The organism is Haemophilus parainfluenzae (genome assembly GCF_014931415.1).
In the GTDB taxonomy this organism is placed as follows: Bacteria; Pseudomonadota; Gammaproteobacteria; order Enterobacterales; family Pasteurellaceae; genus Haemophilus_D; species Haemophilus_D parainfluenzae_AF.
The window spans coordinates 516,684-541,952 of the sequence record NZ_CP063121.1 but is presented as its reverse complement, the minus strand read 5'-3'; the positions used below and the strand labels follow the sequence as shown (position 1 = coordinate 541,952).

Sequence of the window (25,269 nt, the reverse complement as noted above, 5' to 3'; positions counted from 1 at the left end):
TTATTTCTCCGTTACTTTTACCACGCGCTGTTGGCTTTAAAGTTATCCAAAATCGTTTTCAATGATGCTTTAACTTCATCATTGTAATTACCGGTTTTGGTCAATTCAGCCATAAACTCGCTATGGTTACGGCGAGCGTAATCTAAAAGTGCGGCTTCAAAACTTGCAATTTTTTGCAATTCCACATCTTCTAAATAGCCAAACTCAACCGCGAAAAGCAACACAGATTGCTCTGCTACGCTAAGCGGTACATATTGTTTTTGTTTCAATAATTCAGTGACTTTTTCACCGTGAGAAAGTTGTTTGCGGGTAGCATCATCAAGGTCAGATGCGAACTGAGCAAACGCTGCTAATTCACGATATTGAGCTAATGCAGTACGGATACCACCAGCTAATTTTTTCACTACTTTAGTTTGTGCAGAACCACCCACACGAGATACCGAAATACCTGGGTTTACCGCTGGACGAATACCAGAGTTAAATAAGTTAGATTCTAAGAAAATCTGACCATCGGTAATCGAAATTACGTTGGTTGGAACGAATGCTGAAACGTCACCTGCTTGAGTTTCAATAATTGGAAGAGCGGTTAAAGAACCGGTTTTTCCTTTTACTGCACCTTGAGTAAATTTTTCTACGTATTCTTCACTTACACGTGCTGCACGTTCAAGTAAACGTGAGTGTAGATAGAATACGTCACCTGGATATGCTTCACGACCTGGTGGACGACGTAATAATAATGAAATCTGACGATAAGCAACAGCTTGTTTTGATAAGTCATCGTAAACGATTAACGCATCTTCACCGCGATCACGGAAATATTCACCCATTGCACAACCAGCATAAGGCGCTAAATATTGTAAAGCAGCTGATTCAGATGCAGATGCCGCAACAACGATAGTGTTTTCAAGCGCACCGTGCTCTTCTAATTTACGCACTACGTTTGCAATAGTCGACGCTTTTTGACCGATCGCTACATAGATACATTTAATACCTGAATCACGTTGGTTAATGATTGCGTCGATTGCTAATGCTGTTTTACCCGTTTGACGGTCACCGATGATTAACTCACGTTGACCACGACCGATTGGAACCATGGAGTCAACCGCTTTATAACCAGTTTGTACAGGCTGATCAACAGATTTACGATCGATAACACCTGGTGCAATGACTTCAACAGGAGAGAAACCATCGTTTTCAATTTCACCTTTACCATCGATTGGTTGACCAAGTGTATTTACCACACGACCTAATAAACCACGACCAACTGGTACTTCAAGAATACGGCCAGTACATTGTACTTCCATACCTTCCGCTAAATCTGCGTAAGGGCCCATTACTACCGCACCAACAGAATCACGTTCAAGGTTAAGTGCCATTGCGTAACGGTTGCCTGGTAAGGCGATCATTTCGCCTTGCATCACATCGCTTAAGCCATGAATACGAATAATCCCGTCACTTACAGAAACAATTGTCCCTGTATTACGGGCTTCGCTCACCACGTCAAATTGAGCGATGCGTTTTTTAATCAATTCACTAATTTCAGTTGAATTTAGTTGCATCTTGTATTCCTCTTATAATTGCAACTCATTTGCGAGACGAGCAAGTTGTCCACGACTACTTCCGTCAATCACAAAATCTTCTGTACGAATCACTACACCGGCAATCAGTGAGCTATCTACATTGCAATTTAATTTCACTTTGCGAGCTAATCTTTTTTCCATTGCAGCTGCAATTTTTTCGATTTGTGTTGCATTCAATGGTTGTGCAGAAGTTACTTCAACTTCTGCAATAGCTTGATGTTCTTCCACATAATGTTTAAATTCTTCAAACACGGTAGGAATCGCACTCAAACGCTTATTTTCAGCCATTAACCGAATAAGATTTTGCCCATATTGATCCAATTGTTCGCCACAAATAGAAATTACTGTATCAGCTAATTTCTGTGCAGAAAGAGAACAACTTAAGTAAGCTTTTACCGTTTCATCTTCAGCTACGGCTGCAGCAAAACCTAACATTTCAGTCCATTTTTCAACCGCACTTTGTTCAATGGCAAAGTCGAATGCAGCTTTTGCATAAGGGCGAGCTATTGTAGTTAATTCTGACATAAGCTAAGCCTCTTATAACTCTGCAACTAATTTATCAATAATGTCATTGTTTGCCGCTTCATCAATAGAACGACCCACAATTTTCTCAGCACCTGCTACTGCTAATGAAGCCACTTTAACACGTAATTCTTCTTGAACACGTTTACGTTCTGCTTCTACTTCAGCATAACCTTGAGCAATAATTTTTGCTTTTAGTTCTTCAGCTTCTGCTTTCACTTCGTCTAACACTTCATTGCGACGTTTATTCGCAGCATCTAAAATTTCTTGAGCTTGTACTTTTGCAGATAGAAGTTCTTGTTCAACAAGATTTTTAGTATCTGCTTGCTCTTTTTTCGCTGCTTCAGCTGACGCTAAGGCGTTCGCAATTTGGCTTTGACGTGTTTCAATCGCATTAATAATTGGTGGCCAAACAAACTTCATGCAGAACCACACAAAAAGTGCGAACGCAATAAGTTGACCAATCAATGTTGCATTTAAATTCACAACGTCCTCCTTACTATGCTTGTTTTACGTTGATAAGCAAATAAGGTGATTATTGTAATAAACCGATGAATGGGTTTGCGAAAATGAAAAGTAATGAAATACCAACAGCAATCATTGCAATCGCATCCAAAAGACCAGCCACGATAAACATTTTAGTTTGTAGGCTAGATGCTAATTCAGGTTGACGAGCAGATGATTCTAAGAATTTACCACCTAAGATCGCAAAGCCGATTGCAGTACCTAATGCAGCAAATGCAAGAAGAATTGATGCACCAATGATTGTCGCTGTAATTACAGTTTCCATAATGTTCTCCAATAGATAGAAGTTAAGTTTAGCCCTAGAGCCGGTTAATAAAAAAATTAATGTTCTGCTTTGTTATAAGCAATACTTAAATAAACCACCGTTAACATCATAAAGATGAATGCTTGTAACGTAATAACCAAAATATGGAAAATAGCCCAAGCTAGGTGTAATGGGATTCCCAATGCTGCAATGGCCACATTTGCAGAGTACATCACAGCGATAAGAATAAAGATTAATTCCCCTGCATACATGTTACCGAAAAGACGGAAAGCAAGAGAAATAGGTTTAGCTAGTAAAGTTACTGTTTCAAGAATAAAGTTTACTGGAATAAACGCCCAATGATTAAAAGGGTGGAGTGTATATTCTTTAACTAAACCACCAAAACCTTTTGATTTAATTGTATAGAAAAGAATGAGGAAGAATACACAGATTGACATACCTAATGTTGCACTGATATCTGCTGTTGGTACTGCTCTTAAATAATGAATACCAAAAAGACCGGCAAATTGAGGAAGAAAATCAACTGGGATCAAGTCGATAGCATTCATAATGAATACCCAGCAGAAAATGGTTAAGGCAATTGGTGCTACCACATTACGCGGACCATGAAAGTTTTCTTTCACAATACCATCAACCCAACCTACAACAATTTCAACCAAACATTGCATTTTGCCTGGTACGCCTGTCGTAGCATTTTTTGCAACACGAGAAAAGATAAACAAGAAAATCACTGCCGATACAATTGAGAAAAAAAGCGTATCGAAGTGAACGTTCCAGAAACCATCACCTGTCTTCAAGAAAGACAAGTGGTGACTAATATATTCGGAAGTTGTTTGTCCAGACATAGTCAACCCTTTGTAGAAAAATTAAGATCTATTTAACAAAAACGGAATAAAATTATTCAACGCTAATGCTGTAAAAAAACCAACAAAAAACAAAATAAAATGTGAGATAGCAAGCCATTTAAAGGACACCCCCACAAGCACAATCGTTAGCATAAACTTTAACGCTTCACCACGATAAAATGCTGTTAATTTTGTTGAAAAATCTTGTTTGCGAAAAAAAACAATATAAGCAAAAGCACAAAATGGTACAAAAGCACTGATAAATCCTAAACTAAAATCTACCGCACTTTCACCTTGCCAAATTGCAAGGAATACCCCAAAAACAACAAGACAAACCGACTCAATGATTATCGCCTTTTGATATCGATTTTTAGCCTGTGTTAAAACCTTAGACATTATCTTATTTTTTTAAAATACAAAAACTATCTAATTATACCCGCGCTACAAAGAGTTTCAACTTTTAAACCACTAAAAAATGTTAAACAAATCACACTTTTAAAAAATATTCACAAAATCGTCACAAAAAAAGTGTGTTTTATCGTAAAACGATTAAATGTCGTTCACCTACAAGCTCAGGGATATGTAAAGTTATCACGTCTTTTATTTCGAATTTTTTGTCTAATTCTTGAACTTCATCTTCGTGATAAATGCCTTTCAAGGCATAAAAATATCCATCTTTCTTTGGCAAATGATGACACCAATCTGTCATATCTTTTAACGAAGCAAATGCACGACTTAGTACACCGTCGAATTTTTGTTCAGGTTGGTATTCCTCAACGCGGCTAAGAACGGGTTCTATATTTGTTAGTCCTAACTCACGTACTGCATTTCGAATAAAGCTAATACGCTTACCTAAACTATCTAACAAGACAAATTGCTTGCTAGGATTAATAATGGCTAGAGGCAGACCTGGCAAGCCTGGACCGGTTCCTACATCAATAAAACGATCCCCTTGTAAATAAGGACTAACAACAATACTATCCAAGATATGTTTCACTAACATTTCCTGTGGATCACGCACAGAGGTTAAGTTATAGGCTTTATTCCATTTATTGAGTAATTGCACTAACTGGATAAGTTGATCTTTTTGTCGATCTGTTAATTGAATTTCAGCTTGAGTCAGTAAATTTTCGAGTTTTGCTTTCATTTTTCTATCTATCTTGTCTGTTTGTCGTCATTCTACTTGAAAATACCTACCTTGAAACATTATTTCTTCTGGCTTGCTAAAATATTCCCTAAATTTGTTTCCAACCAATCCACCAACTCAAACATTTTATTAGAAGCCTGTGATCCAAATTCTGTTAATGTGTAATCCACTTGCGGTGGCACAGTATTATAGGATTTACGGATTAACATCCCATCGGCTTCCAATTCCTGCAGGGTTTTAGTCAACATACGTTCACTTACACCATCAATGGCTCGGCAAAGTTCACTAAAACGCTTGGTGCCAGAATGTAAACTCACTAACACTAATGCGCCCCAACGGCTGGTTAAATGTTGCAAAATTTGGCGAGAAGGGCAAGCGGAAGCCAGAACATTTCCACGATTTAAATTTTTTTCCATTTTTAATTCCTTAAAAATTAATGAGTTAAAAATTATTTTTAAAAAATTACAAAACTTACGTTTATGTAAGTACTTCTCAAAAGTAAGTATTAAAATATAATACGCCACATCAAGCGAACAATCAAATGTTCAAATATAATTTCAACTTAACGAGAAGGAAAATATAATGACAACTAAAACTATCGCAATTACTGGTGCAACAGGTCAATTTGGCGCAATCGCATTAGACTTATTAAAAGCAAAACAAGCAAATGTCATCGCGCTTGTACGCTCTCCAGAAAAAATTTTAGGTGTAGAAGCCCGCAAATTTGATTATTCAAAAACAGAAGGTCAAGTAGAAGCATTACAAGGCGTAGATACTTTAATTCTTGTTTCAAGTAATGAAATCGGTCAGCGTTTTGTACAACATAACAACGTAATTGAATCAGCAAAAAAAGCCGGCGTGAAACATATTATTTACACCAGCCTACTTGGCGCCACCAACGACAATACCGTGAAATCTCTTGCCGGTGAGCACGTTGAAACTGAAGCTGCACTAAAAGCCTCAGGCATTACTTACACCATTTTACGCAATGGTTGGTACACCGAAAACTACACGGCTTCAATTCCAGCGGCATTAGCAAACAATGCTTTCTACGGTTCAGCAAAAAACGGCAAAATTTCCTCTGTACTCCGTGCAGAACTTGCTGAAGCATCGGTAAACGTTGCATTAAGTGAAGGGCATGAAAACCAAACTTACGAGCTTGCCGGATCAACCAGTTGGACATTAGCCGACCTTGCAGCAGAAATCAGCAAACAAACAGGTAAAGATATCCCTTACGTGGATATTCCTGCAGCAGATTATGCCGCTGCACTTGTGCAAGCAGGATTAGATGAAGGCTTTGCAGGCTTAATTGCACAATGGGATGTAGATGCATCAAACGGTGCATTATACTCAGAAGACAAAACCCTTGAGAAATTGCTTGGCCGTCCAACAGCAGGATTGGATGTAGCAGTAAAACAAGCTCTCACCCATTAATAAAGTTCTTTAAATTTAATCATAAAAAAGTGCGGTTAGTTTTAACCGCACTTTTCATTTTTAAACATTATTCGCCGCGTTTTAGCATGCCTTGTTTTTTCAAATTCACCAGAATAATTGAAATTGCCGCAGGAGTAATGCCTGAAATTCGGCTCGCTTGACCAATTGAAACTGGACGATGCTGTTCCAACTTCGCACGTACTTCATTAGATAAACCGGAAACTTTGCTGTAATCAAAGTTAGCCGGGATAGCTGTATTTTCGTGGCGTTTTTGTTTTTCAATTTCTTCTTGTTGATGCTCAATATAGCCTTGATACTTAATGGCAATTTCCACTTGTTCTACGGCCTCTCTGTCTTCCATTGCAGGTTTGTATGGAGTTAAAGAAGTTAAAATATCATAAGTTATTTCTGGACGGCGTAATAAATCTTCACCGTTTGCTTCACGCACAAGTGGGCTACCAAGTACTTTATTGGCTTCTTCTAAATATTCAGAACGCGGATGCAACCAAATGCTGCGTAAGCGTTGGCGTTCCTGTTCGATATTTTCCATTTTTTGATTGAAGCGAGCCCAGCGAGCCTCATCAATCAGACCTAATTCATGGGCAATTGGCGTTAAACGAATGTCCGCATTGTCTTCACGTAATAACAAACGGTATTCCGCACGAGAAGTAAATACGCGATATGGTTCTTTGGTACCAAGCGTACAAAGGTCATCAACCAATACGCCAGTATAGGATTGATCGCGACGTGGATACCATGCCTCTTTCTCTTGTACGTAAAGACCAGCATTAATCCCAGCTAATAAGCCTTGTGCCGCAGCTTCTTCATAACCGGTTGTACCGTTAATTTGACCCGCAAAGAATAAACCCGAAATCGATTTAGTTTCTAACGTTGGTTTTAAGTCACGCGGATCAAAATAATCATATTCAATGGCATAACCTGGTTTAATGATGCGAGCTTTTTCTAAACCTTTCATCGAATTCACAATGCCCATTTGTACGTCAAACGGCAAACTGGTAGAGATCCCGTTTGGATACACTTCATTACTGGTTAAGCCTTCTGGTTCCAAATAAATTTGATGTGAATTACGATCCGCAAAACGCATTACTTTATCTTCAATGGATGGACAATAACGAGGGCCGATCCCTTCAATTACACCAGTATACATTGGACTGCGATCCAAGTTATTACGGATCACTTCATGAGTTTGTTCATTAGTGTGGGTGATATAACAAGGAATTTGTTGAGGGTGATCATCCACTGATCCCATAAAAGAGAATACCGGTAATACGGCATCACCATGTTGTTTAGCCAATATATCGAAATTGATCGTGCGAGCATCAATACGCGGTGGTGTACCGGTTTTTAAACGATCTACACGTAAATTAAGATCACGTAAACGATGAGAAAGTGTAACAGATGCCGGATCACCAGCTCGGCCACCTTCATAATGTTCTAAACCTATATGGATCTTACCAGCTAAGAAAGTACCGGCTGTTAAAATCACCGATTTAGCACGAAATTTAAGTCCCATTTTGGTTTCCACACCACAAACGCGATCTTGCTCAATTAAAATATCAGTTACTTCTTGTTGGAAAATATCTAAATTTGGTTGATTTTCTAGTGCGATGCGTACTGCTTGGCGATATAACACACGGTCAGCTTGAGCACGAGTTGCACGTACAGCAGGCCCTTTACTGCTGTTTAAAGTACGAAATTGAATCCCCGCCTTATCTGCAGCATGCGCCATTAACCCGCCCATGGCATCCACTTCTTTCACTAAATGGCCTTTACCAATACCACCAATAGCTGGGTTACATGACATTTGTCCAAGGGTATCAACATTATGTGTCAATAATAGGGTTTTTAATCCCATGCGTGCCGGAGCCAATGCGGCTTCTGTACCGGCATGACCGCCACCAACAACGATCACATCATAATTTTCGGTGTAAAACATATCTCTCTCTTCGTCTTCAATTTGATCTTCGATCTAAAAATAGGCGCTATTCTACTGAAAATTACGTGTGCTTGAAAGCAAGAATTCAATCTGTGATGAGATAAGATCGAGAAGTAATAAAGATAAGATCTATTTATATATAAAGATCTTATTATTGTTACTATTAAGATCCTTTTACCTTGTGAATAAGATCCTTTTCCTTTTTTAAATGAAGAAGTTAGATCATTTTAGACTGTGTTGAAATGTAGTCAGTTTGAAGGCTTTTTCTTGTGGATAACCTTTAATTTTATCCACAGTTAAAACAATCATCAGATTTACTCAGTGGAAAAGAACAAGTTTTTGACAGGTTTTATTAAAGTTATCCACAGGTGATTTTTTTGGATAATGGATAAAGAAAAAGCGATAACTCAAATTATCGCTTTATTATGACTAAAGTGCATTTATAAATTGTGGTAGCCAATCTTCAGCAAATTGTTCTTGATCATCAACATGCAAGACATCGATTTTTAAACTGTCGCAAATTTTGACCGCACTTTTTTCACTTAATTGTGTTTCAACTTTATTCACGGCATGACAGAATGTATCGTAATCTGAATTGCCTAAGCCTACAACGGCAAAGCGGAGAGAAGATAAATCTTTATCTGATGCCGCAATTTGTTCAAAGAGTGGTTTCAAATTATCAGGCAATTCACCTGCACCATGTGTTGAAGTGACAATCAACCAAATATTTTCATCAATCACATCATCAAGTTCTGGTCCGTGGAAAAGTGCGGTAGAAAAATCTTGTGTTTTTAACACATCTTCTAAATGCTCTGCCACATATTCAGCGCCGCCTAATGTGCTGCCTGAAATCACGCAAATATTCATATTGTTTCCTAATAAGAAAAAAGGCTTAGATTTTCTAAGCCTTTATAGTCATTATACGTTGTCGAATTTACCCAACAATGAACGAATATGTTCTTGCCAGTTGCGGTGTTCATTTTTAAGTTGCTCGTTTTCATGTTGCAACGCTTCTACCGCTTGTTGAGATTGATTTTTTTGTTCTTTTAATTCTTCTACTTCAAGTTGAAGTAATTGAATGGTTTCTACTGCTTGTCTAATTTTTTCTTCAAGCTGATCTAAAATTTCTAAAGACATAGTGATTTCCTTTTTTAAAATAAGTCCGAAACGGCTTTATTCTACCGACTTAATCCTATTTTTAAAAGCCTCTTGTCAAAATTTATTATGCAAACGTTTGCTTAGTGATAAAATAACGAGACTTTTTGCATTGGGAGAGAAAAATGAATCGTGCATTAGCTATTGAATTTTCAAGAGTAACCGAAGCGGCAGCATTAGCAGCTTATACTTGGCTTGGTCGTGGTAATAAAAATGCGGCAGATGAGGCAGCAGTCAAAGCCATGCGTTATATGCTGAATTTAATCCATATGGACGGTGAAATTGTGATTGGTGAAGGAGAAATTGACGAAGCACCAATGCTTTATATTGGCGAAAAAGTGGGCTCAGGTAATGGTGAGCTCGTTTCTATTGCGGTTGATCCGATTGATGGCACACGAATGACCGCAATGGGCCAATTGAATGCCATTTCAGTATTGGCAGCTGGCGGTAAACGAACCTTCTTAAAAGCGCCAGATATGTATATGGAAAAATTAGTCGTGGGTCCTGAAGTAAAAGGCATGATTGATTTAAGTTTACCAATTGAACAAAATCTTCGCCGTGTCGCTTCTCGTTTAGGTAAATCCTTATCGGATTTAACAGTGATGGTGCTCGCTAAACCACGTCATGATGAAGTGATTAAACAAATGCATAATCTTGGTATTCGCGTGATGGCTATTCCGGATGGTGATGTGGCGGCTTCGGTTTTATGTTGCTTACCTGATGCTGAAGTGGATATGGTTTATGGCATTGGCGGTGCACCTGAAGGTGTGGCAGCCGCCGCTGCAATTCGAGCATTAGGTGGAGATATGCAAGCTCGTCTTATTCCACGCAATGAAGTGAAAGGCGATACGGAAGAAAATCGTAAAATTGCCGCTGAAGAAGTTCAACGTTGTGAAGCCTTAGGTGTGAAGGTCAATGAAGTCTTAAAATTAGAAGATTTAGTGCGTGATGATAACCTTGTTTTTGCCGCAACGGGAATTACGCACGGTGAATTACTCAAAGGGATTTCTCGTCGTGGCAACTTAGCTACCACTGAAACCTTATTAATCCGTGGTAAATCACGCACCATTCGTAAAATCCAATCCATCCATTATCTCGATAGAAAAGATTCTGAAATCTATGAGATTTTAAGAAATTAGTGAAAATAAAAGAGCGGTCATAAAAAACAATGAATTTTTTGACCGCTCTTTTTATTTCTTACAGCATTTTCTTCAATTGATACAGATAAGCTAAGGCTTGTTTTGGACTTAATTCATCTGGATCAAGTTGCTCAATGGCTTCGCGTAAAGCATCAGGCTCCGATTCAAAAGCCAATTCACCTTGATGTTGATTTAACGCTCTTAAATGTTGAATTTGTTGATCACCATTTTGTGCCGACAATTTTTCTAACTGATGTAATTTTTGCTTCGCCAGTTTAATGACAGATTGAGGTACACCTGCCAGCGCTGCAACAGCAAGACCATAACTTTTACTTGCCGCACCGTCTTGAACCGCATGCATAAAGGCGATGGTATTGTTATGTTCTAACGCATCTAAATGAATATTGGCAATGCCTTCAATTTGTTCTGGCAGTGCGGTGAGTTCAAAATAATGGGTCGCAAATAACGTAAGTGAACGAGTTTTCTTCGCTAACCATTCAGCACAAGCCCAAGCTAAAGAAAGCCCATCATAGGTAGAAGTGCCTCGCCCAATTTCATCAATAAGAACTAAACTTTGTGAAGTGGCTTGATGAAGAATATTGGCCATTTCGGTCATTTCTACCATAAATGTAGAACGACCGGATGCCAAATCGTCAGAAGCACCAATTCGAGTAAAAATACGATCAATTTGCCCAATAACCGCACTATCAGCTGGCACAAAACTGCCTATATACGCCATTAACGTAATTAAAGCCGTTTGACGCATATAGGTACTTTTACCACCCATATTTGGGCCAGTAATAATCAGCAAATGACGTTGCTGATTGAGATTCACAGGGTTAGCAATAAAGGGATCTTTTAAGACTTGTTCCACTACAGGATGGCGACCATTTTCAATTTTTACGCCAATTTCATCACTAAATTGTGGTGCAACATAATTTAAGGTTTCTGCTCGTTCTGCGAGATTAACTAACACATCCAATTCAGACAATGCCAAGCTAGCTAACTGCAATTGACCTAAATGTGGCAACAATAAATCAAATAATTCATCATAAAGTTGCTTTTCTAAAGCAAGCGCCGCGCCTTTTGATTTTAAAACCTTATCTTCGTATTCTTTTAATTCAGGAATAATATAGCGCTCGGCATTTTTTAAGGTTTGACGGCGAACATAATGAATCGGTGCTTTATGAGCTTGCCCTTGGCTAATTTGAATGTAATAGCCATGCACTGCATTAAAGCCAATTTTTAAGGTATCAATGCCTGTGCTTTCTCGTTCGCGTTGTTCTAAATTTTCTAAATATTGCGTTGCGCCAGCGGAAAGGGTTCGCCATTCATCTAATTCTGCATTATAGCCTTCAGCAATAACGCCACCATCGCGAATTAATAACGGAGGAGTTTCAATAATTGCTTTTTGAAGTAGCTCGATTTGTGCGGAAAAATCATCAATTTGTGCAGAAAGTGCGGTCAAATTTGATGATGTTTTTGTATGAATCAGTGATTTTATCGGTTCAATTTGTTCTAATGCGGTACGTAAACGCGTGAGATCGCGAGGACGTGCAGAACGCAGTGCTACACGGGTAAGAATACGTTCCATATCCCCCACTTGTTGCAAATAAGGCTGCAATTCGTGATACAAATCTTGCTCAATAATTTCACCAATCGTTTTTTGGCGTTTTAATAGAATGTCTGTTTGACGGATAGGTTGATGAATCCAACGTTTTAACAAACGGCTACCCATTGGTGTAACGCATTTATCTAATACCGAAGCCAGCGTGTTTTCTGTGCCGCCCGCAAGATTTTGAGTGAGTTCTAAATTTCGGCGTGTTGCAGCATCTAATTGAATATTATCGTTATTTTGAATGACACTGATGCTTTGAATGTGTGGCAGAGAAGCCCGTTGTGTTTCTTTTGCATATTGCAATAAACAGCCTGCTGCTGCCAAGCCAAGAGGTGATTTTTCTACACCAAATGCACGTAAATCTTTCGTACCAAATTGACGATTAAGTTCTGAGATTGCTGTACTAAGTTCAAATTCCCAAATTGGGCGACGGCGTAATCCTTTATAATGTTCGATAATGGCCATTTCAGCAAAATCTTCACAATAAAGTAATTCCACGGGATTAATACGCTGTAATTCAGCTTGTAAGGCTTCTTTTGAATGAGGTTCACAAAGTTGGAAACGTCCAGATGTCATGTCTAATGTAGCTAGACCGAATTTTTCTTTTTCCTGATAAACGGCTACAATTAAGTTATCTTGGCGTTCTGGTAAAAGCGCTTCATCACTTACTGTACCTGGTGTCACAATTCGTACAATTTTGCGTTCAACCGGTCCTTTTGATGTGGCGGGATCACCCACTTGCTCACAAATGGCTACAGGTTCACCTAATTGCACTAATTTTGCTAAATAGCCTTCTACCGCATGATAAGGCACGCCAGCCATGGGAATTGGATTACCTGCTGATTGTCCACGTTTCGTTAAAGAAATATCTAACAACGCTGCCGCTTTTTTTGCATCATCATAAAAAAGCTCGTAAAAATCCCCCATTCGATAAAACAACAAAATGTCGGGATTTTCTGCTTTTAACTTGAGATATTGCTGCATCATCGGCGTATGCTGATCGAAATTGTCTTGTAAATTCATGACGTTATCCAGTTTAAGTTTTTAACTTTTTGTCTAGCAAGTATAGGTTTTACGATAGAAGTGATGTGTTATTTTTAGCTGATTTTAATTTTCTACATCCACACTCAGTACTTCATCTTCTGTTTTTAATAGCGTATAGACATCTTTTAGCATTTCATTATCAATATTGTAGCATCGTACTTGCAAGCGAACTTCACCGCTAGCTTGATCTTTTACCGAGATATTTTCAATGCGGTAATCATGTTTCAATAATAAATCTGTCACTTTACTGATACCGTTAGCAGAGCTCAGTTGAATGGATAAGCGAGTACGTTTTTTATAGGTTTTGCGACGAACATAACGTTGCACAATCGGGCTGATACGGATGGCGATTAAAATCATTAAAGTGGCAATAATCGCATCAAAAATAAAGCCTGCACCTGTTGCTACACCGATAGCCGCTGCAGCCCAAATAATAGCTGCAGTGGTTAAGCCTGAAATCGCATCATTTTTCTTGTGTAAAATTACCCCAGCACCTAAGAAACCGATACCACTGATTACTTGAGCGGCAAGTCGCATAGGGTCAGTTCGGATATTATCTGAAACTTGTGCATAATGTTCTGCAGCTTGAATAGATACAATCGTCAGTACACAAGTCGTCACCGCAATAATGGCACAGGTTTTGACTCCAACCGGTTTGTGCTTAAGTTCACGTTCTAAGCCAATAATCCCGCCAAGCACAAGTGCGAGTAGCATTTTCCCTAGGATAAGTAAATAAGCCGTCTGTTCAAGAGCGGTCGAAAAAAGAGAAGAATTTTCCATGTTAATAATGAATATGAGTAAATAAAAAAACAGGCATTATTCTACCTGAAAAAAGGACTTTAATGGGCAAATTTACAATCAATTTACCTTTAATTTATCGCCTTTCGGCTTGAAATTGAGTAAAATCTAAAATTTTGAAAGATGATGATAGCTGAGAATAAATTTATGCAAAAATCAACGCCGAATATTGGCTTTGTAAGTTTAGGTTGTCCTAAAAATTTAGTGGATTCTGAACGTATTCTGACTGAATTACGTACTGACGGATATAACATTGTACCAAGTTATGAAAATGTGGACTTGGTTATTGTGAATACTTGTGGCTTTATTGATAGCGCTGTACAGGAATCCTTAGAAGCCATTGGAGAGGCGTTGGAAGAAAACGGACGTGTGATTGTGACGGGTTGTTTGGGTGCGAAAGAAGATCAAATTCGTCAAGTTCACCCGAAAGTATTGGAAGTAAGCGGTCCGCACAGTTATGAAACGGTAATGGCACAAGTACACAAGTACGTTCCTAAACCAGAGCATAATCCTTACACCAGCCTTGTACCAAAACAAGGGGTGAAATTAACACCAAAACACTACGCTTATTTGAAAATCTCAGAAGGCTGTGATCATCGTTGTACATTCTGTATAATCCCTTCATTACGTGGGGATTTAGAAAGCCGCTCTATCACACAAGTATTGGATGAAGCAAAACGTCTTGCTGATGCGGGCGTGAAAGAGTTATTGGTTGTTTCACAAGATACTTCTGCTTATGCGATGGATACACAACGCAAAGAAGGTGGCGTAAAAACGGCCTTCTGGAATGGTATGCCAATTAAAAATGACTTAATGACCTTGTGTAAACAGCTTGGTAAATTAGGTATTTGGGTACGTTTACACTACGTTTATCCTTATCCGCACGTGGATGATTTAATCCCATTAATGGCGGAAGGTTTATTATTGCCTTATTTGGATATTCCATTACAACATGCGAGTCCGAAAATTTTAAAAGCAATGAAAAGACCAGGAAAAATTGACCGCACTTTAGAGCGTATCAAGCAATGGCGTGAGATTTGTCCAGATTTAACTTTGCGTTCAACTTTCATCGTAGGTTTCCCAGGTGAAACAGAAGAAGACTTCCAAATGTTATTGGATTTCTTAAAAGAAGCACAACTTGATCGCGTGGGCTGTTTCAAATTTAGCCCAGTAGAAGGCGCACCTGCAACTGAAATGGCTGACCAAGTGCCTGAAGATGTAAAAGAAGAACGTTTCCACCGCTTTATGCAGTTACAACAAGAAATTTCGGCTGAACGATTAAAACAAAAAATTGGCCAAACGCTTGATGTAATTGTGGATGAAATTGATAACGAAGGTATTATCGGCCGTACAAAAGCCGATGCACCCGAAGTTGATGGCTTAGTTTATATTGAAAATCTAAGTGGCACGCCTGTGAAAGTGGGCGAATTTATTAAAGTAACCATTACCCATTCAGATGAATACGATCTGTGGGGAACCTGTTAATTATTAATCTTATTTATTTTTTACCAAAGGAATTAAAAAATGGCAGAAACACAAAAACAACCAAGTGTTATCCGTTTTGAACAAGAAGTTGCGGCAAAAAATTATGAAGCAGCTTGCGTAGAATTGCTCGATATTTTAAGCAAAATTGATACTAATTTTGGTGGCGTTGAAGGCATTGAAATTGATTATCCTAGCCAATTAAATGATGAATTAGTACAAGATAAAATTAAGCATTTTTGTACCCGTGTAGCGGTAGCAATGAGCGAGCTATTTTCTGATCCTAAATTAGATATTTCTGAAGGCGGGGCACAACGTTTCTTTACCTTACAACGTTGGATTAATATGATTTTTGCATCATCACCTTTTGTGAATGCGGACCATGTGTTGCAAACTTATAACCGCAATCCAGATAAAACTAATTTATCTGATTTCCATTTAGATAATGCAAGATCATCATTAATTAAATTCTGTATTTTGTACTTGCCGGAATCAAATATAAACGTGAATCTGGATGCTTTATGGAATTTAGACCCTGAATTATGTGCATCCCTTTGTTTTGCATTGCAATCACCCCGTTTTATCGGTACTGATCAATCGTTCTCTAAGCGTGGTACGCTTTTACAATGGTTCCCTGAAAAATTAGCGGCAATTGAAAACTTAAATAATGTACCGAGTGCCATTTCACACGATGTGTATATGCATTGCAGCTACGATATTGCTGAAAATAAACATTGGGTGAAAAAAGCATTAAACCAAGTCATCCGTCGTCATTTATTGCAAGGTGGATGGACAGATCGCGATGTCACGAAATTAGGTGAGCGTAATGGCAAACCTGTCATGGTGGTGTTATTGGAGCATTTCCATTCATCTCATTCAATTTACCGTACGCATTCCACTTCAATGATAGCTGCGCGTGAACGTTTCTATTTAATTGGTGTAGGTAATGATGCTGTAGATGAAGCAGGTAAAGCTGTATTTGATGAATTCCATGTATTAGAAGGCAGTAATGTTGTTTCCAAATTAGATCATTTAAAAGCGATTTGTGAAAAAAATGGTGCAGCCGTTCTTTATATGCCAAGTATTGGGATGGATTTAACCACCATTTTTGCAAGTAACACGCGTCTTGCACCGGTTCAAGTGATTGCTTTAGGTCACCCTGCTACGACACATTCTGATTTTATTGAATATGTGATTGTGGAAGATGACTACGTTGGTTCTGAAAAATGCTTCAGTGAGCAATTATTGCGTTTACCAAAAGATGCCTTACCTTATGTGCCTTCAGCGCTTGCACCGCAACACGTAGAATATCGCTTACGTGAAAATCCTGAAGTGGTGAATATTGGTATTGCTTCTACCACAATGAAGCTTAACCCATATTTCTTAGCAGCATTAAAGGCTATTCGTGATCGTGCGAATGTTAAGGTTCATTTCCACTTTGCTTTAGGTCAATCCAGTGGTGTAACCCATCCTTATGTTGAGCGTTTTATTAAATCTTATTTAGGCAATGATGCGACAGCTCATCCACATGCGCCTTATGATCAATATCTTCGTATTTTGCATAACTGCGATATGATGGTGAATCCATTCCCATTCGGGAATACGAATGGCATTATTGATATGGTGACATTAGGTTTAGTGGGTATATGTAAAACGGGTTCAGAAGTCCATGAACATATTGATGAAGGGTTATTCAAACGTTTAGGTTTACCGGAATGGTTAATTGCGAATACGGTAGATGAATATGTTGAACGTGCAGTTCGTTTAGCAGAAAATCATCAAGAACGTTTAGCACTTCGCCGTCATATCATTGAAAATAATGGCCTTCAAACCTTATTTACAGGTGATCCAAGCCCAATGGGTAAAGTGTTACTTGAAAAATTTGAGGAATGGAAAGCAGCAAATTTAGCTGAAAAGCCAAAGAAAAAAGCGACTAAATCCGCAACGACAAAAGAGAAGACTACAAAGTCTACCACGACAAAGAAAAGTGCGGTCAAATCTGAAGGTAAATCTGAGCCGAAAAAAACGGTAAAGAAAACCACGAAAAAAGCAGATAAATAATCAATAAATCCCCGAAAGGGGATTTTTTATTGAGAAAAATTAAACAAAGCCTCATTTTTTCTAAAAAAGCTTGATTTTGTGGCGTAAAGCCTGTAATTAATAGACCCATTCAACACAACATAAAATAAGGAAAAATTCATGAAAAACGTCGGTTTTATCGGTTGGCGCGGAATGGTCGGTTCCGTATTAATGGATCGTATGGTGCAAGAGCAAGATTTTGCTAATATTAATCCAGTTTTCTTCACTACTTCTCAAGCAGGTCAAAAAGCCCCTGTATTTGCAGGAAAAGAGGCGGGTGAACTTAAAAATGCATTCGACATTGAAGAACTCAAAAAATTAGACATTATCGTGACCTGTCAAGGTGGCGACTATACCAATGAAGTCTATCCAAAATTAAAAGCAACAGGTTGGGACGGTTATTGGGTTGATGCGGCGTCTGCACTACGTATGAAAGATGATGCAATTATCGTGCTTGATCCGGTAAACCAACACGTGATTTCTGAAGGTTTGAAAAAAGGCATTAAAACTTTCGTGGGTGGTAACTGTACCGTGAGCTTAATGTTGATGGCTATCGGTGGTTTATTTGAAAAAGATTTAGTGGAATGGGTATCTGTCGCAACTTACCAAGCGGCTTCAGGTGCAGGCGCAAAAAATATGCGTGAATTGATTTCACAAATGGGCTTATTAGAACAAGCGGTTTCAAGTGAATTAAAAGACCCTGCTTCGTCAATTTTAGATATTGAACGTAAAGTGACAGCAGAAATGCGTTCTGATAGCTTCCCAACTGATAACTTCGGTGCAGCATTAGGGGGCAGCTTAATCCCTTGGATTGATAAACTTCTTCCAGAAACCGGACAAACTAAAGAAGAATGGAAAGGTTATGCAGAAACTAACAAAATCTTAGGTTTAAGTGACAACCCAATTCCTGTTGATGGTTTATGTGTACGTATCGGTGCATTACGTTGTCATAGCCAAGCGTTCACCATTAAATTGAAAAAAGACTTACCGTTAGAAGAAATCGAACAAATTATTGCATCACATAATGAATGGGTAAAAGTGATTCCAAATGATAAAGAAACCACATTACGTGAATTAACCCCAGCTAAAGTAACAGGTACATTAAGCGTACCGGTTGGTCGTTTACGTAAATTGGCAATGGGTCCAGAATACTTAGCGGCGTTTACTGTTGGTGACCAATTATTATGGGGTGCTGCAGAGCCAGTTCGCCGTATCTTAAAACAATTGGTGGCATAAGTTTTACTTTAACTACAAAGGGCGTATTTACTACGCCCTTTTCATTAGAAAATTATGATCAGAGAACCTCATTTTCATCAATTTGCTCTTGCGGAGTTATTGCCTTTTTTTGAGCAATTTCCGACTCAATATCTTTCTGGCGAACGAAATATTAAATTGGCTTATCGTCATTTGGTTCAGCCTGAAAGTGCGGTCAGAAAATTGATGATTTTGGTCAATGGTCGAGCAGAAAATATGCTGAAATGGACTGAGTTGGCTTATGACTTTTACCAACAAGGTTATGATGTTTTGCTTTTCGATCATCGAGGACAAGGCTATTCACAGCGTATTATTCCTCAAAAAGGGCATTTAGATGAGTTTCGTTTTTATACCGATGATATGGCAAAAATCATTGAAAAAACGACCGCACTTTATGTTTATCAAGCGCAATATATTCTCGCCCATTCCCTCGGCGCGTTGATTTCCACCTATTATCTAGCCAATTACGATCATCATATTAAAAAAGCCGTGCTTTCTTCGCCTTTCTTTGGCGTTCCAATGAAACATCCATTACGAGATGAACTCATCATTGCAACGATGATGGCATTTGGTCAAGGTCATCGCTATGTTTTTGGTAAGGGACATTACAAACCGGCAGATTTAAACCTTAATGAACTTAGCCATTCTAAAACGCGAATGAAATGGATGAACCGAGTTAATCGAAAATGCGCTGCTATTCACTTAGGCGGCCCGACTTTCCGTTGGGTACATTTGTGTTTAAATGCAATCAAAGCGCTCCCTAAAATCATTCCAAGAGTGGAAACACCTGTACTTATCCTACAAGCGGAAAAGGAAAAGATTGTAGATAACAAAAATCTTGAAAAATTGACCGCACTTTTTCCACATGCCGAATCTATGCTTGTACCTCAAGCAAAACATGAAATTCTTTTTGAAAAGGATAACGTGAGAAAAGCCGTGTTTGAACGCGTGAATCAATTTCTTCATTCTTAAAGTTGTTTTTTAATCTGCATCAAGTTTTCATCAAATTTTATTAAAAACATCTCTTAAACCTTTACTCGTACTAAATAAGTGGTATCTTTATAACCGCTTATTTAATCGATTGCGTCACGGTCGTTATACGTGATGAATTATTTTTTGTTCATTTATCTAGGAGTTATCCTATGGAAAGTAAAATTCCAGCAGTAGAAGTCAAACTTGGCTTTAAATGGCAGGGGCTGCTGATTGCCGTCATCGTTGGGTTAGGGATTTGGTTAATTCCAACACCAGAAGGGTTATCCGCTAAAGCCTGGGGAATGCTAGCGCTGTTTGTGGCAACCATTGTGGCTATTATCGCTAAAGCAATGCCTATGGGTGCTGCAACCTTGGTGGCATTGGTGATCAGCGGATTAACTGGGCTTACACCGATTTCACCAAAACAAGGTGATGTTGGTATGTTATCCGGCTTTGCAAACGGCACAATTTGGTTGATTGCTATTGCCATGTTTTTATCTCGAGCGGTGATTAAAACCGGTTTAGGTAAACGTATCGCGCTGTACTTCGTTGGTCGTTTTGGTAAAAAAATGATGGGCGTGGCTTATGGTATGGCGTTGGCTGATGTTGTTATCGGTCCAGGGATTCCTTCGGCTTCTGCGCGTGGGGGCGGTATTATGTACCCAATTATGCAATCTATTGCTGATGCGTATGAATCCAAACCAGGTCCAACCGCTCGTCGAGCAGGTGCATTCTTAGCGATTGCGGTCTCTCAAATCGATACCATTATTTGTACCATGTTCTTAACCGCCATGGCGGGTAACCCGTTAATTGCAGAACTTGCGAAAAGCCAAGGTGTAGAAATCACGTGGATGACATGGTTCTTAGGGGCAATCGTACCAGGTATTGTGAGCTTAATCGTCTTACCTTATTTCGTGTATTTAATTTATCCGCCAGAATTAAAAGATACGCCTAAAATGGCAGAAATGGCGCGTGAAGAATTAAAAAGCATGGGTCCAATGAGCAAAGCAGAATGGATTCTTGCCCTAGACTTTATCCTTCTTTTATTCCTTTGGACGGTGGGTGATTTAGTCTTCCATATTCCTGCAACAATTTCAGCATTTATCGGTTTAGTGATTTTATTATTAACCAATATTATGAGCTGGAAAAATATCGTGGCAGAAACCACCGCATGGGATACAATGTTCTGGTTTGCGGTATTGGTGATGATGGCAAATGCACTTAATAAATACGGTGCAATCACTTGGATCTCTACCCACATTTCTTCTTCTGTGGGTGATTTCAGCTGGCCGGTTGCCTTTACTATTTTAGTGTTGGTGTATTTCTATACCCGCTATTTCTTTGCTTCAGCCATGGCGCATATTTCCGCAATGTATCTCGCTTTCGTGGCAGCGGCTATCGCTGTGGGTACACCACCAATCATTGCTGCAATTGGTTTAGGTTACACCTCAACATTATCCATGAGTTTAACACAATATGCCGGTGGTCCTGGCCCTGCTTTATACGGCTCAGGTTATAACTCAACCGGTCAATGGTGGGGCGTAAGCTTTATTGTTTCCATCCTTTCATTAGTCATTTGGTTTGGTGTGGGTGGATTATGGATGAAACTACTCGGTTGGTGGTAATCCTTATTAATTCATAAAAATCCCTAAAAAAACGACCGGACTTTGATTTGTATCTCAAAAGTGCGGTCATTTTTATTTGTATTTTGAATTAATCATCCCAGTCGTCATCCCAATCACGATGTTTTCTGTGGTGGTGATGTCTTTTATGTTTTTTATGATGGCGATATTCTCTGTCATCGTAGTCTCCGCCTTTGTTCACTTGACTACCGATTACGCCACCTAATGCTGCGCCGCCGAGTGTTGTGGCAATATCACCACCTAATAAACCACCGGCTACGCCGCCGATTGCTGCACCTGTTGCAGTATGACGTTGTTGTCTGTCCATTTCACAAGCGGTTAAGCTTCCTGCTAATGCAACAATCACTAACCCTTTCATCAATTTAGATTTCATAAATCTACTCCTCTATTTTTGTCGGGATTGCTTGCCTAAGCACTTATGCAATCCGGCGTGTAAAAGCATTCCTTTTACGATTGCTTTGACTATGTGGAAAATTAGTTAGTTCAAAAGGGTCGTTCAATTGGTTTAAGAATGAGCAATTTTTGGTATGATTGTTGAGAGGTTTAATAGGTGATTCAGTCAGATGTTGTAAAATCTATTTTCACTAATTGAAGTTAAATTTTAATGAATGAAATGAGCACTAAAATGAAAAAAGCCATATTAATCATTATAAATATTCTTACTTTATCTAGCTGTGGGGTGTTATTTGATGACCCTATTGAAAGATTTTGGAATAACGGAGTAATGTCATCTCAAAATGAAATGGAGGCATATAGTCTATGTATACGTAAATCTGAAGAAATGTATCCCCAATCAATAGATCCTGATGGATCTAAAAGAGTTCCATATACAAGAGCCTGCATGGAACAAAAAGGATACTGGTAGTATAGATGATGTTTCAAAAAGTATGCTAAAAAATTAAACTCAAAATTATACTTAGTAGAAGATTAATGATGAAAAAATTCATATTAACTATTATAAATATTCTTACTTTATCTAGTTGTGGAGTGTTATTTGATGACCCTATTGAAAGGTTTTGGAATGGGGATTATTCTGTAAGGAATAATGCTGCTGAGTTTGATAAAGAAGAACGAATATTTTATGAAAACGAACCTCAAGAAACAAAGTTATTGAGGGTTAAAAATGAACAATACTGCAACAAATTAACTAAATCATTGTTTTATGAGAAAAAACATAAATATGGTAATGCTTATAGGGTTAATAAGAGTGATATTTTTGTTCATTGTATGAGAGTAAATGGAACGCCTTTATATAAAGATTTTCCTAAAAAGTATGAATGGCTTACTGATGAGGATGTAAGAGTAAAATAACGAGGTGAGGAATGAGATCTTCACATGAATGTTTTGATTCGAGATTGAATTTTTGATCAAAATGCACCTTCATTGGTTAATAAACCACTATCTAAGAATGAACAGAAATAATGAAAAAAAACGATTTTATTGAGGTTATAAAAATGTCAATATTTTTGATTTTTATTGCAACTTTATATTCTCTATATAAGTTTAACTTTTATTTTTATAAAGTTAAAATTTTATCTATATTAAAGTGGTATCCAGCATCATTTATTTGTGTATTAGTTGGTTTTTATCTTAGTCGTTTTCTAAAAAATAGTAGGTAGAAAACTAGACAGGGTACATGAATGATGAAAGTAATATTGGGAGATGAAAACATGAGTAAGGTAAATCTCTGTATCTTTTTACTTTGTAGTATTTTGACAGCATGTGTTTCTTCTAATAGCTATTTTGTTCGGTTTTGGAATGGGGATGTGATACCTAAAAGAACATATGAGGAACAAAAAACTTTTGAATCATGTTATGAGAAATATAAAAATCTTCCTGATAAGACAAATGAGGAACGAGAGGTCATAAGTTTGAAAGTTATGGATTGTATGCACACCATGAAAAAATGATAGTGTTCAAAATACGTTAAAATGGTATGTGAATTTCTTTTTAAAGATAGCTATAAAGTGCGGTCAATTTTAAAGAGTTTTAAAACCTTTCAAAAACTGACCGCACTTTTATATTTTTGATGCCTCTTCTACCGAAATATTGCCCTATCATACATAGCAATCCTGCCTGCTACACCATACCCATATTGTCCTATTGAAAAAAACAGAATAGTCCAACTCGCTTGTTTACTTGCTCTAAAAATCAGAATGCTTATGATGTTTTGATATAAAATTATCAAAAAAAATATTTTTACATAAATTTGATAAAATTTTATCAATTTGTGACTTTGATCACAGTATTGCAGAAAAAAATTCAGTACTATGCCAGCAACTCGATGATAGATGTTTTTAGTAGCGGGTTAATAATCATGGACTTTAAACCTAACATAATAGGAGATTTATTATGGCATACTATCCAGCAGAACCGTTCCGTATTAAAAGTGTTGAACCTGTTTCAATCTTACCAAAAGCAGAACGTGAAAAAGCAATGAAAGCGGCAGGCTTCAATACCTTCTTACTTGATTCAAAAGATGTTTATATCGACCTTTTAACCGATAGCGGTACGAATGCAATGAGTGACCGTCAATGGGCCGGTATTATGATGGGTGATGAAGCTTATGCAGGTAGTCGCAACTTCTATCATTTACAAGAAACAGTTCAAGACTTATTTGGTTTCAAACATATTGTGCCAACTCACCAAGGTCGTGGTGCTGAAAATATCCTTTCTCGTATCGCGATTAAACCGGGTCAATACGTACCAGGTAATATGTATTTCACTACCACTCGTTTCCACCAAGAAGCCAATGGCGGTATTTTCTACGATATCATTCGTGATGAAGCGCATGATGCGACATTAGATGTGCCATTTAAAGGTGATATTGATGTTAAAAAATTAGAAAAATTAATTAACGAAAAAGGCGCTGAAAATATTGCTTATGTGTGCTTGGCGGTAACAGTAAACTTAGCAGGTGGTCAACCGGTTTCTATCGCAAACATGAAAGCCGTTCGTGAATTAACTGCAAAACACGGCATTAAAGTGTTCTACGATGCAACACGTTGTATTGAAAATGCTTATTTCATTAAAGAACAAGAACCAGGCTATCAAGATCGTTCAATCAAATCTATCGTTCAAGAAATGTTCAGCTATGCAGATGGTTGTACAATGAGTGGTAAAAAAGACTGCTTAACCAATATCGGTGGTTTCTTATGTATGAATGATGAAGAATTATTCATGAAAGCGAAAGAATTGGTTGTGGTGTTCGAAGGTATGCCATCTTACGGTGGTATGGCTGGTCGTGATATGGAAGCGATGGCGATCGGTTTGAAAGAAGCAACTCAGGAAGAGTACATTGAGCACCGTGTTAAACAAGTACGTTACCTCGGTGAAAAATTAAAAGCAGCGGGTGTACCGATTGTAGAACCAATTGGTGGTCATGCGGTGTTCTTAGATGCACGTCGTTTCTGTCCACATTTGAAACAAGAAGAAGACTTCCCGGCACAAGCATTAGCGGCAGCAATCTATGTTGAATGCGGTGTGCGTACAATGGAACGTGGTATTATTTCAGCTGGTCGTGATATCAAAACTGGCGAAAACCATCATCCAAAACTTGAAACTGTACGTATTACTATTCCGCGTCGTGTTTACACCTATGCACACATGGATTTAGTTGCTGATGGTATTATCCACTTATTTAAACATAAAGAGGATATTAAAGGGCTTCGTTTCGTGTATGAACCAAAACAATTACGTTTCTTCACTGCACGTTTTGAACAAAAATAGGCCTACCGCCCTTACCTCAGTAACGGGGTAAGGGCTTTTTGTATCTAAAAAATATTTGGTTAATGAGAAAAATGCGAAAAC

24 protein-coding genes are annotated in these 25,269 nt (G+C 38.2%); 10 read left to right on the top strand and 14 right to left on the bottom strand.

The genetic code is table 11. The features are described 5' to 3' along the window. Window positions 1–17 precede the first annotated feature (17 nt). The 8 genes from atpA to INP93_RS02640 all read right to left on the bottom strand — a co-directional run bounded on the left by atpA (window position 18) and on the right by INP93_RS02640 (window position 5,300). Window positions 18–1,559, bottom strand: coding sequence for a F0F1 ATP synthase subunit alpha (atpA, locus tag INP93_RS02675; RefSeq protein WP_005694948.1), 1,542 nt, complete (start codon window positions 1,557–1,559; stop codon window positions 18–20). A 12-nt stretch (window positions 1,560–1,571) separates the two neighbouring features. Further along, window positions 1,572–2,105, bottom strand: a complete 534-nt coding sequence (gene atpH / locus INP93_RS02670; RefSeq protein ID WP_197545062.1) for a F0F1 ATP synthase subunit delta — start codon at window positions 2,103–2,105, stop codon at window positions 1,572–1,574. Window positions 2,106–2,117: 12 nt separating this feature from the next. Further along, entirely contained in the window at window positions 2,118–2,588 is a 471-nt protein-coding gene (gene atpF, locus INP93_RS02665; protein WP_005699161.1) for a F0F1 ATP synthase subunit B, read from the bottom strand. 49 nt (window positions 2,589–2,637) lie between these two features. Continuing rightward, window positions 2,638–2,892, bottom strand: coding sequence for a F0F1 ATP synthase subunit C (atpE, locus tag INP93_RS02660; RefSeq protein WP_005539567.1), 255 nt, complete (start codon window positions 2,890–2,892; stop codon window positions 2,638–2,640). Window positions 2,893–2,948: 56 nt separating this feature from the next. Next, window positions 2,949–3,737: a F0F1 ATP synthase subunit A gene (gene atpB, locus INP93_RS02655; RefSeq protein WP_014064469.1), complete on the bottom strand. Its 789-nt coding sequence runs from the start codon at window positions 3,735–3,737 to the stop codon at window positions 2,949–2,951. Between the two features lie 21 nt (window positions 3,738–3,758). After that, the gene (locus tag INP93_RS02650) at window positions 3,759–4,133 is read right to left on the bottom strand and encodes an ATP synthase subunit I (RefSeq protein WP_178165214.1); all 375 of its coding nucleotides are present in this window, start codon (window positions 4,131–4,133) and stop codon (window positions 3,759–3,761) included. 139 nt (window positions 4,134–4,272) lie between these two features. Continuing rightward, window positions 4,273–4,884: a 16S rRNA (guanine(527)-N(7))-methyltransferase RsmG gene (gene rsmG, locus INP93_RS02645; RefSeq protein WP_197545061.1), complete on the bottom strand. Its 612-nt coding sequence runs from the start codon at window positions 4,882–4,884 to the stop codon at window positions 4,273–4,275. 59 nt (window positions 4,885–4,943) lie between these two features. Continuing rightward, the gene (locus INP93_RS02640) at window positions 4,944–5,300 is read right to left on the bottom strand and encodes a winged helix-turn-helix transcriptional regulator (RefSeq protein WP_197545060.1); all 357 of its coding nucleotides are present in this window, start codon (window positions 5,298–5,300) and stop codon (window positions 4,944–4,946) included. A gap of 166 nt (window positions 5,301–5,466) precedes the next feature. Here INP93_RS02640 and INP93_RS02635 point away from each other — a divergent pair, with 166 nt between their 5' ends. Continuing rightward, window positions 5,467–6,318, top strand: coding sequence for an SDR family oxidoreductase (locus tag INP93_RS02635; protein ID WP_197545059.1), 852 nt, complete (start codon window positions 5,467–5,469; stop codon window positions 6,316–6,318). 67 nt (window positions 6,319–6,385) lie between these two features. On the opposite strand, the gene mnmG is transcribed toward INP93_RS02635, so the two are convergent. The 3 genes from mnmG to INP93_RS02620 all read right to left on the bottom strand — a co-directional run bounded on the left by mnmG (window position 6,386) and on the right by INP93_RS02620 (window position 9,412). Next, complete coding sequence (gene mnmG, locus INP93_RS02630; RefSeq protein WP_014064474.1) at window positions 6,386–8,275, bottom strand: tRNA uridine-5-carboxymethylaminomethyl(34) synthesis enzyme MnmG; 1,890 nt, start codon at window positions 8,273–8,275, stop codon at window positions 6,386–6,388. Window positions 8,276–8,704: 429 nt separating this feature from the next. After that, window positions 8,705–9,142 carry an FMN-binding protein MioC gene (gene mioC / locus INP93_RS02625; protein WP_197545058.1) on the bottom strand — a complete coding sequence of 146 codons (438 nt, stop codon included), beginning with the start codon at window positions 9,140–9,142 and terminating at the stop codon, window positions 8,705–8,707. Between the two features lie 51 nt (window positions 9,143–9,193). Beyond that, on the bottom strand, window positions 9,194–9,412 hold the full coding sequence (locus INP93_RS02620) for a cell division protein ZapB (protein ID WP_049370030.1): 219 nt from the start codon (window positions 9,410–9,412) through the stop codon (window positions 9,194–9,196). 143 nt (window positions 9,413–9,555) lie between these two features. On the opposite strand from INP93_RS02620, the gene glpX reads away from it, so the two are divergent. Further along, window positions 9,556–10,569, top strand: a complete 1,014-nt coding sequence (gene glpX / locus INP93_RS02615) for a class II fructose-bisphosphatase (RefSeq protein WP_197545057.1) — start codon at window positions 9,556–9,558, stop codon at window positions 10,567–10,569. A gap of 58 nt (window positions 10,570–10,627) precedes the next feature. Here the strand turns inward: glpX and mutS are convergent, their stop codons facing one another. Continuing rightward, a complete protein-coding gene (gene mutS / locus INP93_RS02610) occupies window positions 10,628–13,210 on the bottom strand; it encodes a DNA mismatch repair protein MutS (RefSeq protein WP_197545056.1) in 2,583 nt (860 codons plus the stop codon). An 84-nt stretch (window positions 13,211–13,294) separates the two neighbouring features. Further along, window positions 13,295–14,011 carry an MgtC/SapB family protein gene (locus INP93_RS02605; protein ID WP_197545055.1) on the bottom strand — a complete coding sequence of 239 codons (717 nt, stop codon included), beginning with the start codon at window positions 14,009–14,011 and terminating at the stop codon, window positions 13,295–13,297. A gap of 165 nt (window positions 14,012–14,176) precedes the next feature. On the opposite strand from INP93_RS02605, the gene rimO reads away from it, so the two are divergent. The 5 genes from rimO (at window position 14,177) to INP93_RS02580 (ending at window position 21,441) form a co-directional block, all read left to right on the top strand. Next, window positions 14,177–15,514 carry a 30S ribosomal protein S12 methylthiotransferase RimO gene (rimO, locus tag INP93_RS02600; protein WP_197543961.1) on the top strand — a complete coding sequence of 446 codons (1,338 nt, stop codon included), beginning with the start codon at window positions 14,177–14,179 and terminating at the stop codon, window positions 15,512–15,514. A gap of 39 nt (window positions 15,515–15,553) precedes the next feature. Next, window positions 15,554–17,572: a UDP-glucose:protein N-beta-glucosyltransferase gene (locus tag INP93_RS02595; RefSeq protein WP_197545054.1), complete on the top strand. Its 2,019-nt coding sequence runs from the start codon at window positions 15,554–15,556 to the stop codon at window positions 17,570–17,572. A 138-nt stretch (window positions 17,573–17,710) separates the two neighbouring features. Further along, window positions 17,711–18,826 (top strand): aspartate-semialdehyde dehydrogenase, encoded by a 1,116-nt coding sequence (asd, locus tag INP93_RS02590; RefSeq protein ID WP_005697064.1) that lies wholly within the window; start codon window positions 17,711–17,713, stop codon window positions 18,824–18,826. Window positions 18,827–18,880: 54 nt separating this feature from the next. Beyond that, entirely contained in the window at window positions 18,881–19,816 is a 936-nt protein-coding gene (locus INP93_RS02585) for an alpha/beta fold hydrolase (RefSeq protein ID WP_197545053.1), read from the top strand. Window positions 19,817–19,986: 170 nt separating this feature from the next. After that, on the top strand, window positions 19,987–21,441 hold the full coding sequence (locus tag INP93_RS02580) for a DASS family sodium-coupled anion symporter (protein WP_197545052.1): 1,455 nt from the start codon (window positions 19,987–19,989) through the stop codon (window positions 21,439–21,441). Window positions 21,442–21,529: 88 nt separating this feature from the next. On the opposite strand, the gene INP93_RS02575 is transcribed toward INP93_RS02580, so the two are convergent. Further along, the gene (locus tag INP93_RS02575) at window positions 21,530–21,832 is read right to left on the bottom strand and encodes a YMGG-like glycine zipper-containing protein (RefSeq protein WP_014064485.1); all 303 of its coding nucleotides are present in this window, start codon (window positions 21,830–21,832) and stop codon (window positions 21,530–21,532) included. 252 nt (window positions 21,833–22,084) lie between these two features. Between INP93_RS02575 and INP93_RS02570 the strand changes: the two genes are divergently transcribed. From INP93_RS02570 to INP93_RS02560, 3 genes are all read left to right on the top strand, one after another. Next, window positions 22,085–22,324 carry an ErpY protein gene (locus tag INP93_RS02570; RefSeq protein ID WP_197545051.1) on the top strand — a complete coding sequence of 80 codons (240 nt, stop codon included), beginning with the start codon at window positions 22,085–22,087 and terminating at the stop codon, window positions 22,322–22,324. Window positions 22,325–22,389: 65 nt separating this feature from the next. Continuing rightward, window positions 22,390–22,770, top strand: coding sequence for a hypothetical protein (locus INP93_RS02565; RefSeq protein WP_197545050.1), 381 nt, complete (start codon window positions 22,390–22,392; stop codon window positions 22,768–22,770). Window positions 22,771–23,811: 1,041 nt separating this feature from the next. Then, a complete protein-coding gene (locus INP93_RS02560) occupies window positions 23,812–25,188 on the top strand; it encodes a tyrosine phenol-lyase (RefSeq protein ID WP_049365086.1) in 1,377 nt (458 codons plus the stop codon). Window positions 25,189–25,269 lie beyond the last annotated feature (81 nt).

Excerpts from the sequence above, each read along its gene's own strand:
- INP93_RS02570 (WP_197545051.1), top strand. The coding sequence starts at position 22,085 with ATGAAAAAAGCCATATTAATCATTATAAATATTCTTACTTTATCTAGC.
- INP93_RS02585 (WP_197545053.1), top strand. The coding sequence starts at position 18,881 with ATGATCAGAGAACCTCATTTTCATCAATTTGCTCTTGCGGAGTTATTG.
- mioC (WP_197545058.1), bottom strand. The coding sequence starts at position 9,142 with ATGAATATTTGCGTGATTTCAGGCAGCACATTAGGCGGCGCTGAATAT.
- INP93_RS02620 (WP_049370030.1), bottom strand. The coding sequence starts at position 9,412 with ATGTCTTTAGAAATTTTAGATCAGCTTGAAGAAAAAATTAGACAAGCA.
- INP93_RS02605 (WP_197545055.1), bottom strand. The coding sequence starts at position 14,011 with ATGGAAAATTCTTCTCTTTTTTCGACCGCTCTTGAACAGACGGCTTAT.
- asd (WP_005697064.1), top strand. The coding sequence starts at position 17,711 with ATGAAAAACGTCGGTTTTATCGGTTGGCGCGGAATGGTCGGTTCCGTA.
- INP93_RS02575 (WP_014064485.1), bottom strand. The coding sequence starts at position 21,832 with ATGAAATCTAAATTGATGAAAGGGTTAGTGATTGTTGCATTAGCAGGA.
- atpB (WP_014064469.1), bottom strand. The coding sequence starts at position 3,737 with ATGTCTGGACAAACAACTTCCGAATATATTAGTCACCACTTGTCTTTC.
- INP93_RS02580 (WP_197545052.1), top strand. The coding sequence starts at position 19,987 with ATGGAAAGTAAAATTCCAGCAGTAGAAGTCAAACTTGGCTTTAAATGG.
- atpE (WP_005539567.1), bottom strand. The coding sequence starts at position 2,892 with ATGGAAACTGTAATTACAGCGACAATCATTGGTGCATCAATTCTTCTT.
- rimO (WP_197543961.1), top strand. The coding sequence starts at position 14,177 with ATGCAAAAATCAACGCCGAATATTGGCTTTGTAAGTTTAGGTTGTCCT.
- mnmG (WP_014064474.1), bottom strand. The coding sequence starts at position 8,275 with ATGTTTTACACCGAAAATTATGATGTGATCGTTGTTGGTGGCGGTCAT.
- INP93_RS02565 (WP_197545050.1), top strand. The coding sequence starts at position 22,390 with ATGATGAAAAAATTCATATTAACTATTATAAATATTCTTACTTTATCT.
- INP93_RS02640 (WP_197545060.1), bottom strand. The coding sequence starts at position 5,300 with ATGGAAAAAAATTTAAATCGTGGAAATGTTCTGGCTTCCGCTTGCCCT.
- INP93_RS02560 (WP_049365086.1), top strand. The coding sequence starts at position 23,812 with ATGGCATACTATCCAGCAGAACCGTTCCGTATTAAAAGTGTTGAACCT.
- INP93_RS02595 (WP_197545054.1), top strand. The coding sequence starts at position 15,554 with ATGGCAGAAACACAAAAACAACCAAGTGTTATCCGTTTTGAACAAGAA.
- glpX (WP_197545057.1), top strand. The coding sequence starts at position 9,556 with ATGAATCGTGCATTAGCTATTGAATTTTCAAGAGTAACCGAAGCGGCA.
- atpA (WP_005694948.1), bottom strand. The coding sequence starts at position 1,559 with ATGCAACTAAATTCAACTGAAATTAGTGAATTGATTAAAAAACGCATC.
- INP93_RS02635 (WP_197545059.1), top strand. The coding sequence starts at position 5,467 with ATGACAACTAAAACTATCGCAATTACTGGTGCAACAGGTCAATTTGGC.
- rsmG (WP_197545061.1), bottom strand. The coding sequence starts at position 4,884 with ATGAAAGCAAAACTCGAAAATTTACTGACTCAAGCTGAAATTCAATTA.
- atpH (WP_197545062.1), bottom strand. The coding sequence starts at position 2,105 with ATGTCAGAATTAACTACAATAGCTCGCCCTTATGCAAAAGCTGCATTC.
- INP93_RS02650 (WP_178165214.1), bottom strand. The coding sequence starts at position 4,133 with ATGTCTAAGGTTTTAACACAGGCTAAAAATCGATATCAAAAGGCGATA.
- mutS (WP_197545056.1), bottom strand. The coding sequence starts at position 13,210 with ATGAATTTACAAGACAATTTCGATCAGCATACGCCGATGATGCAGCAA.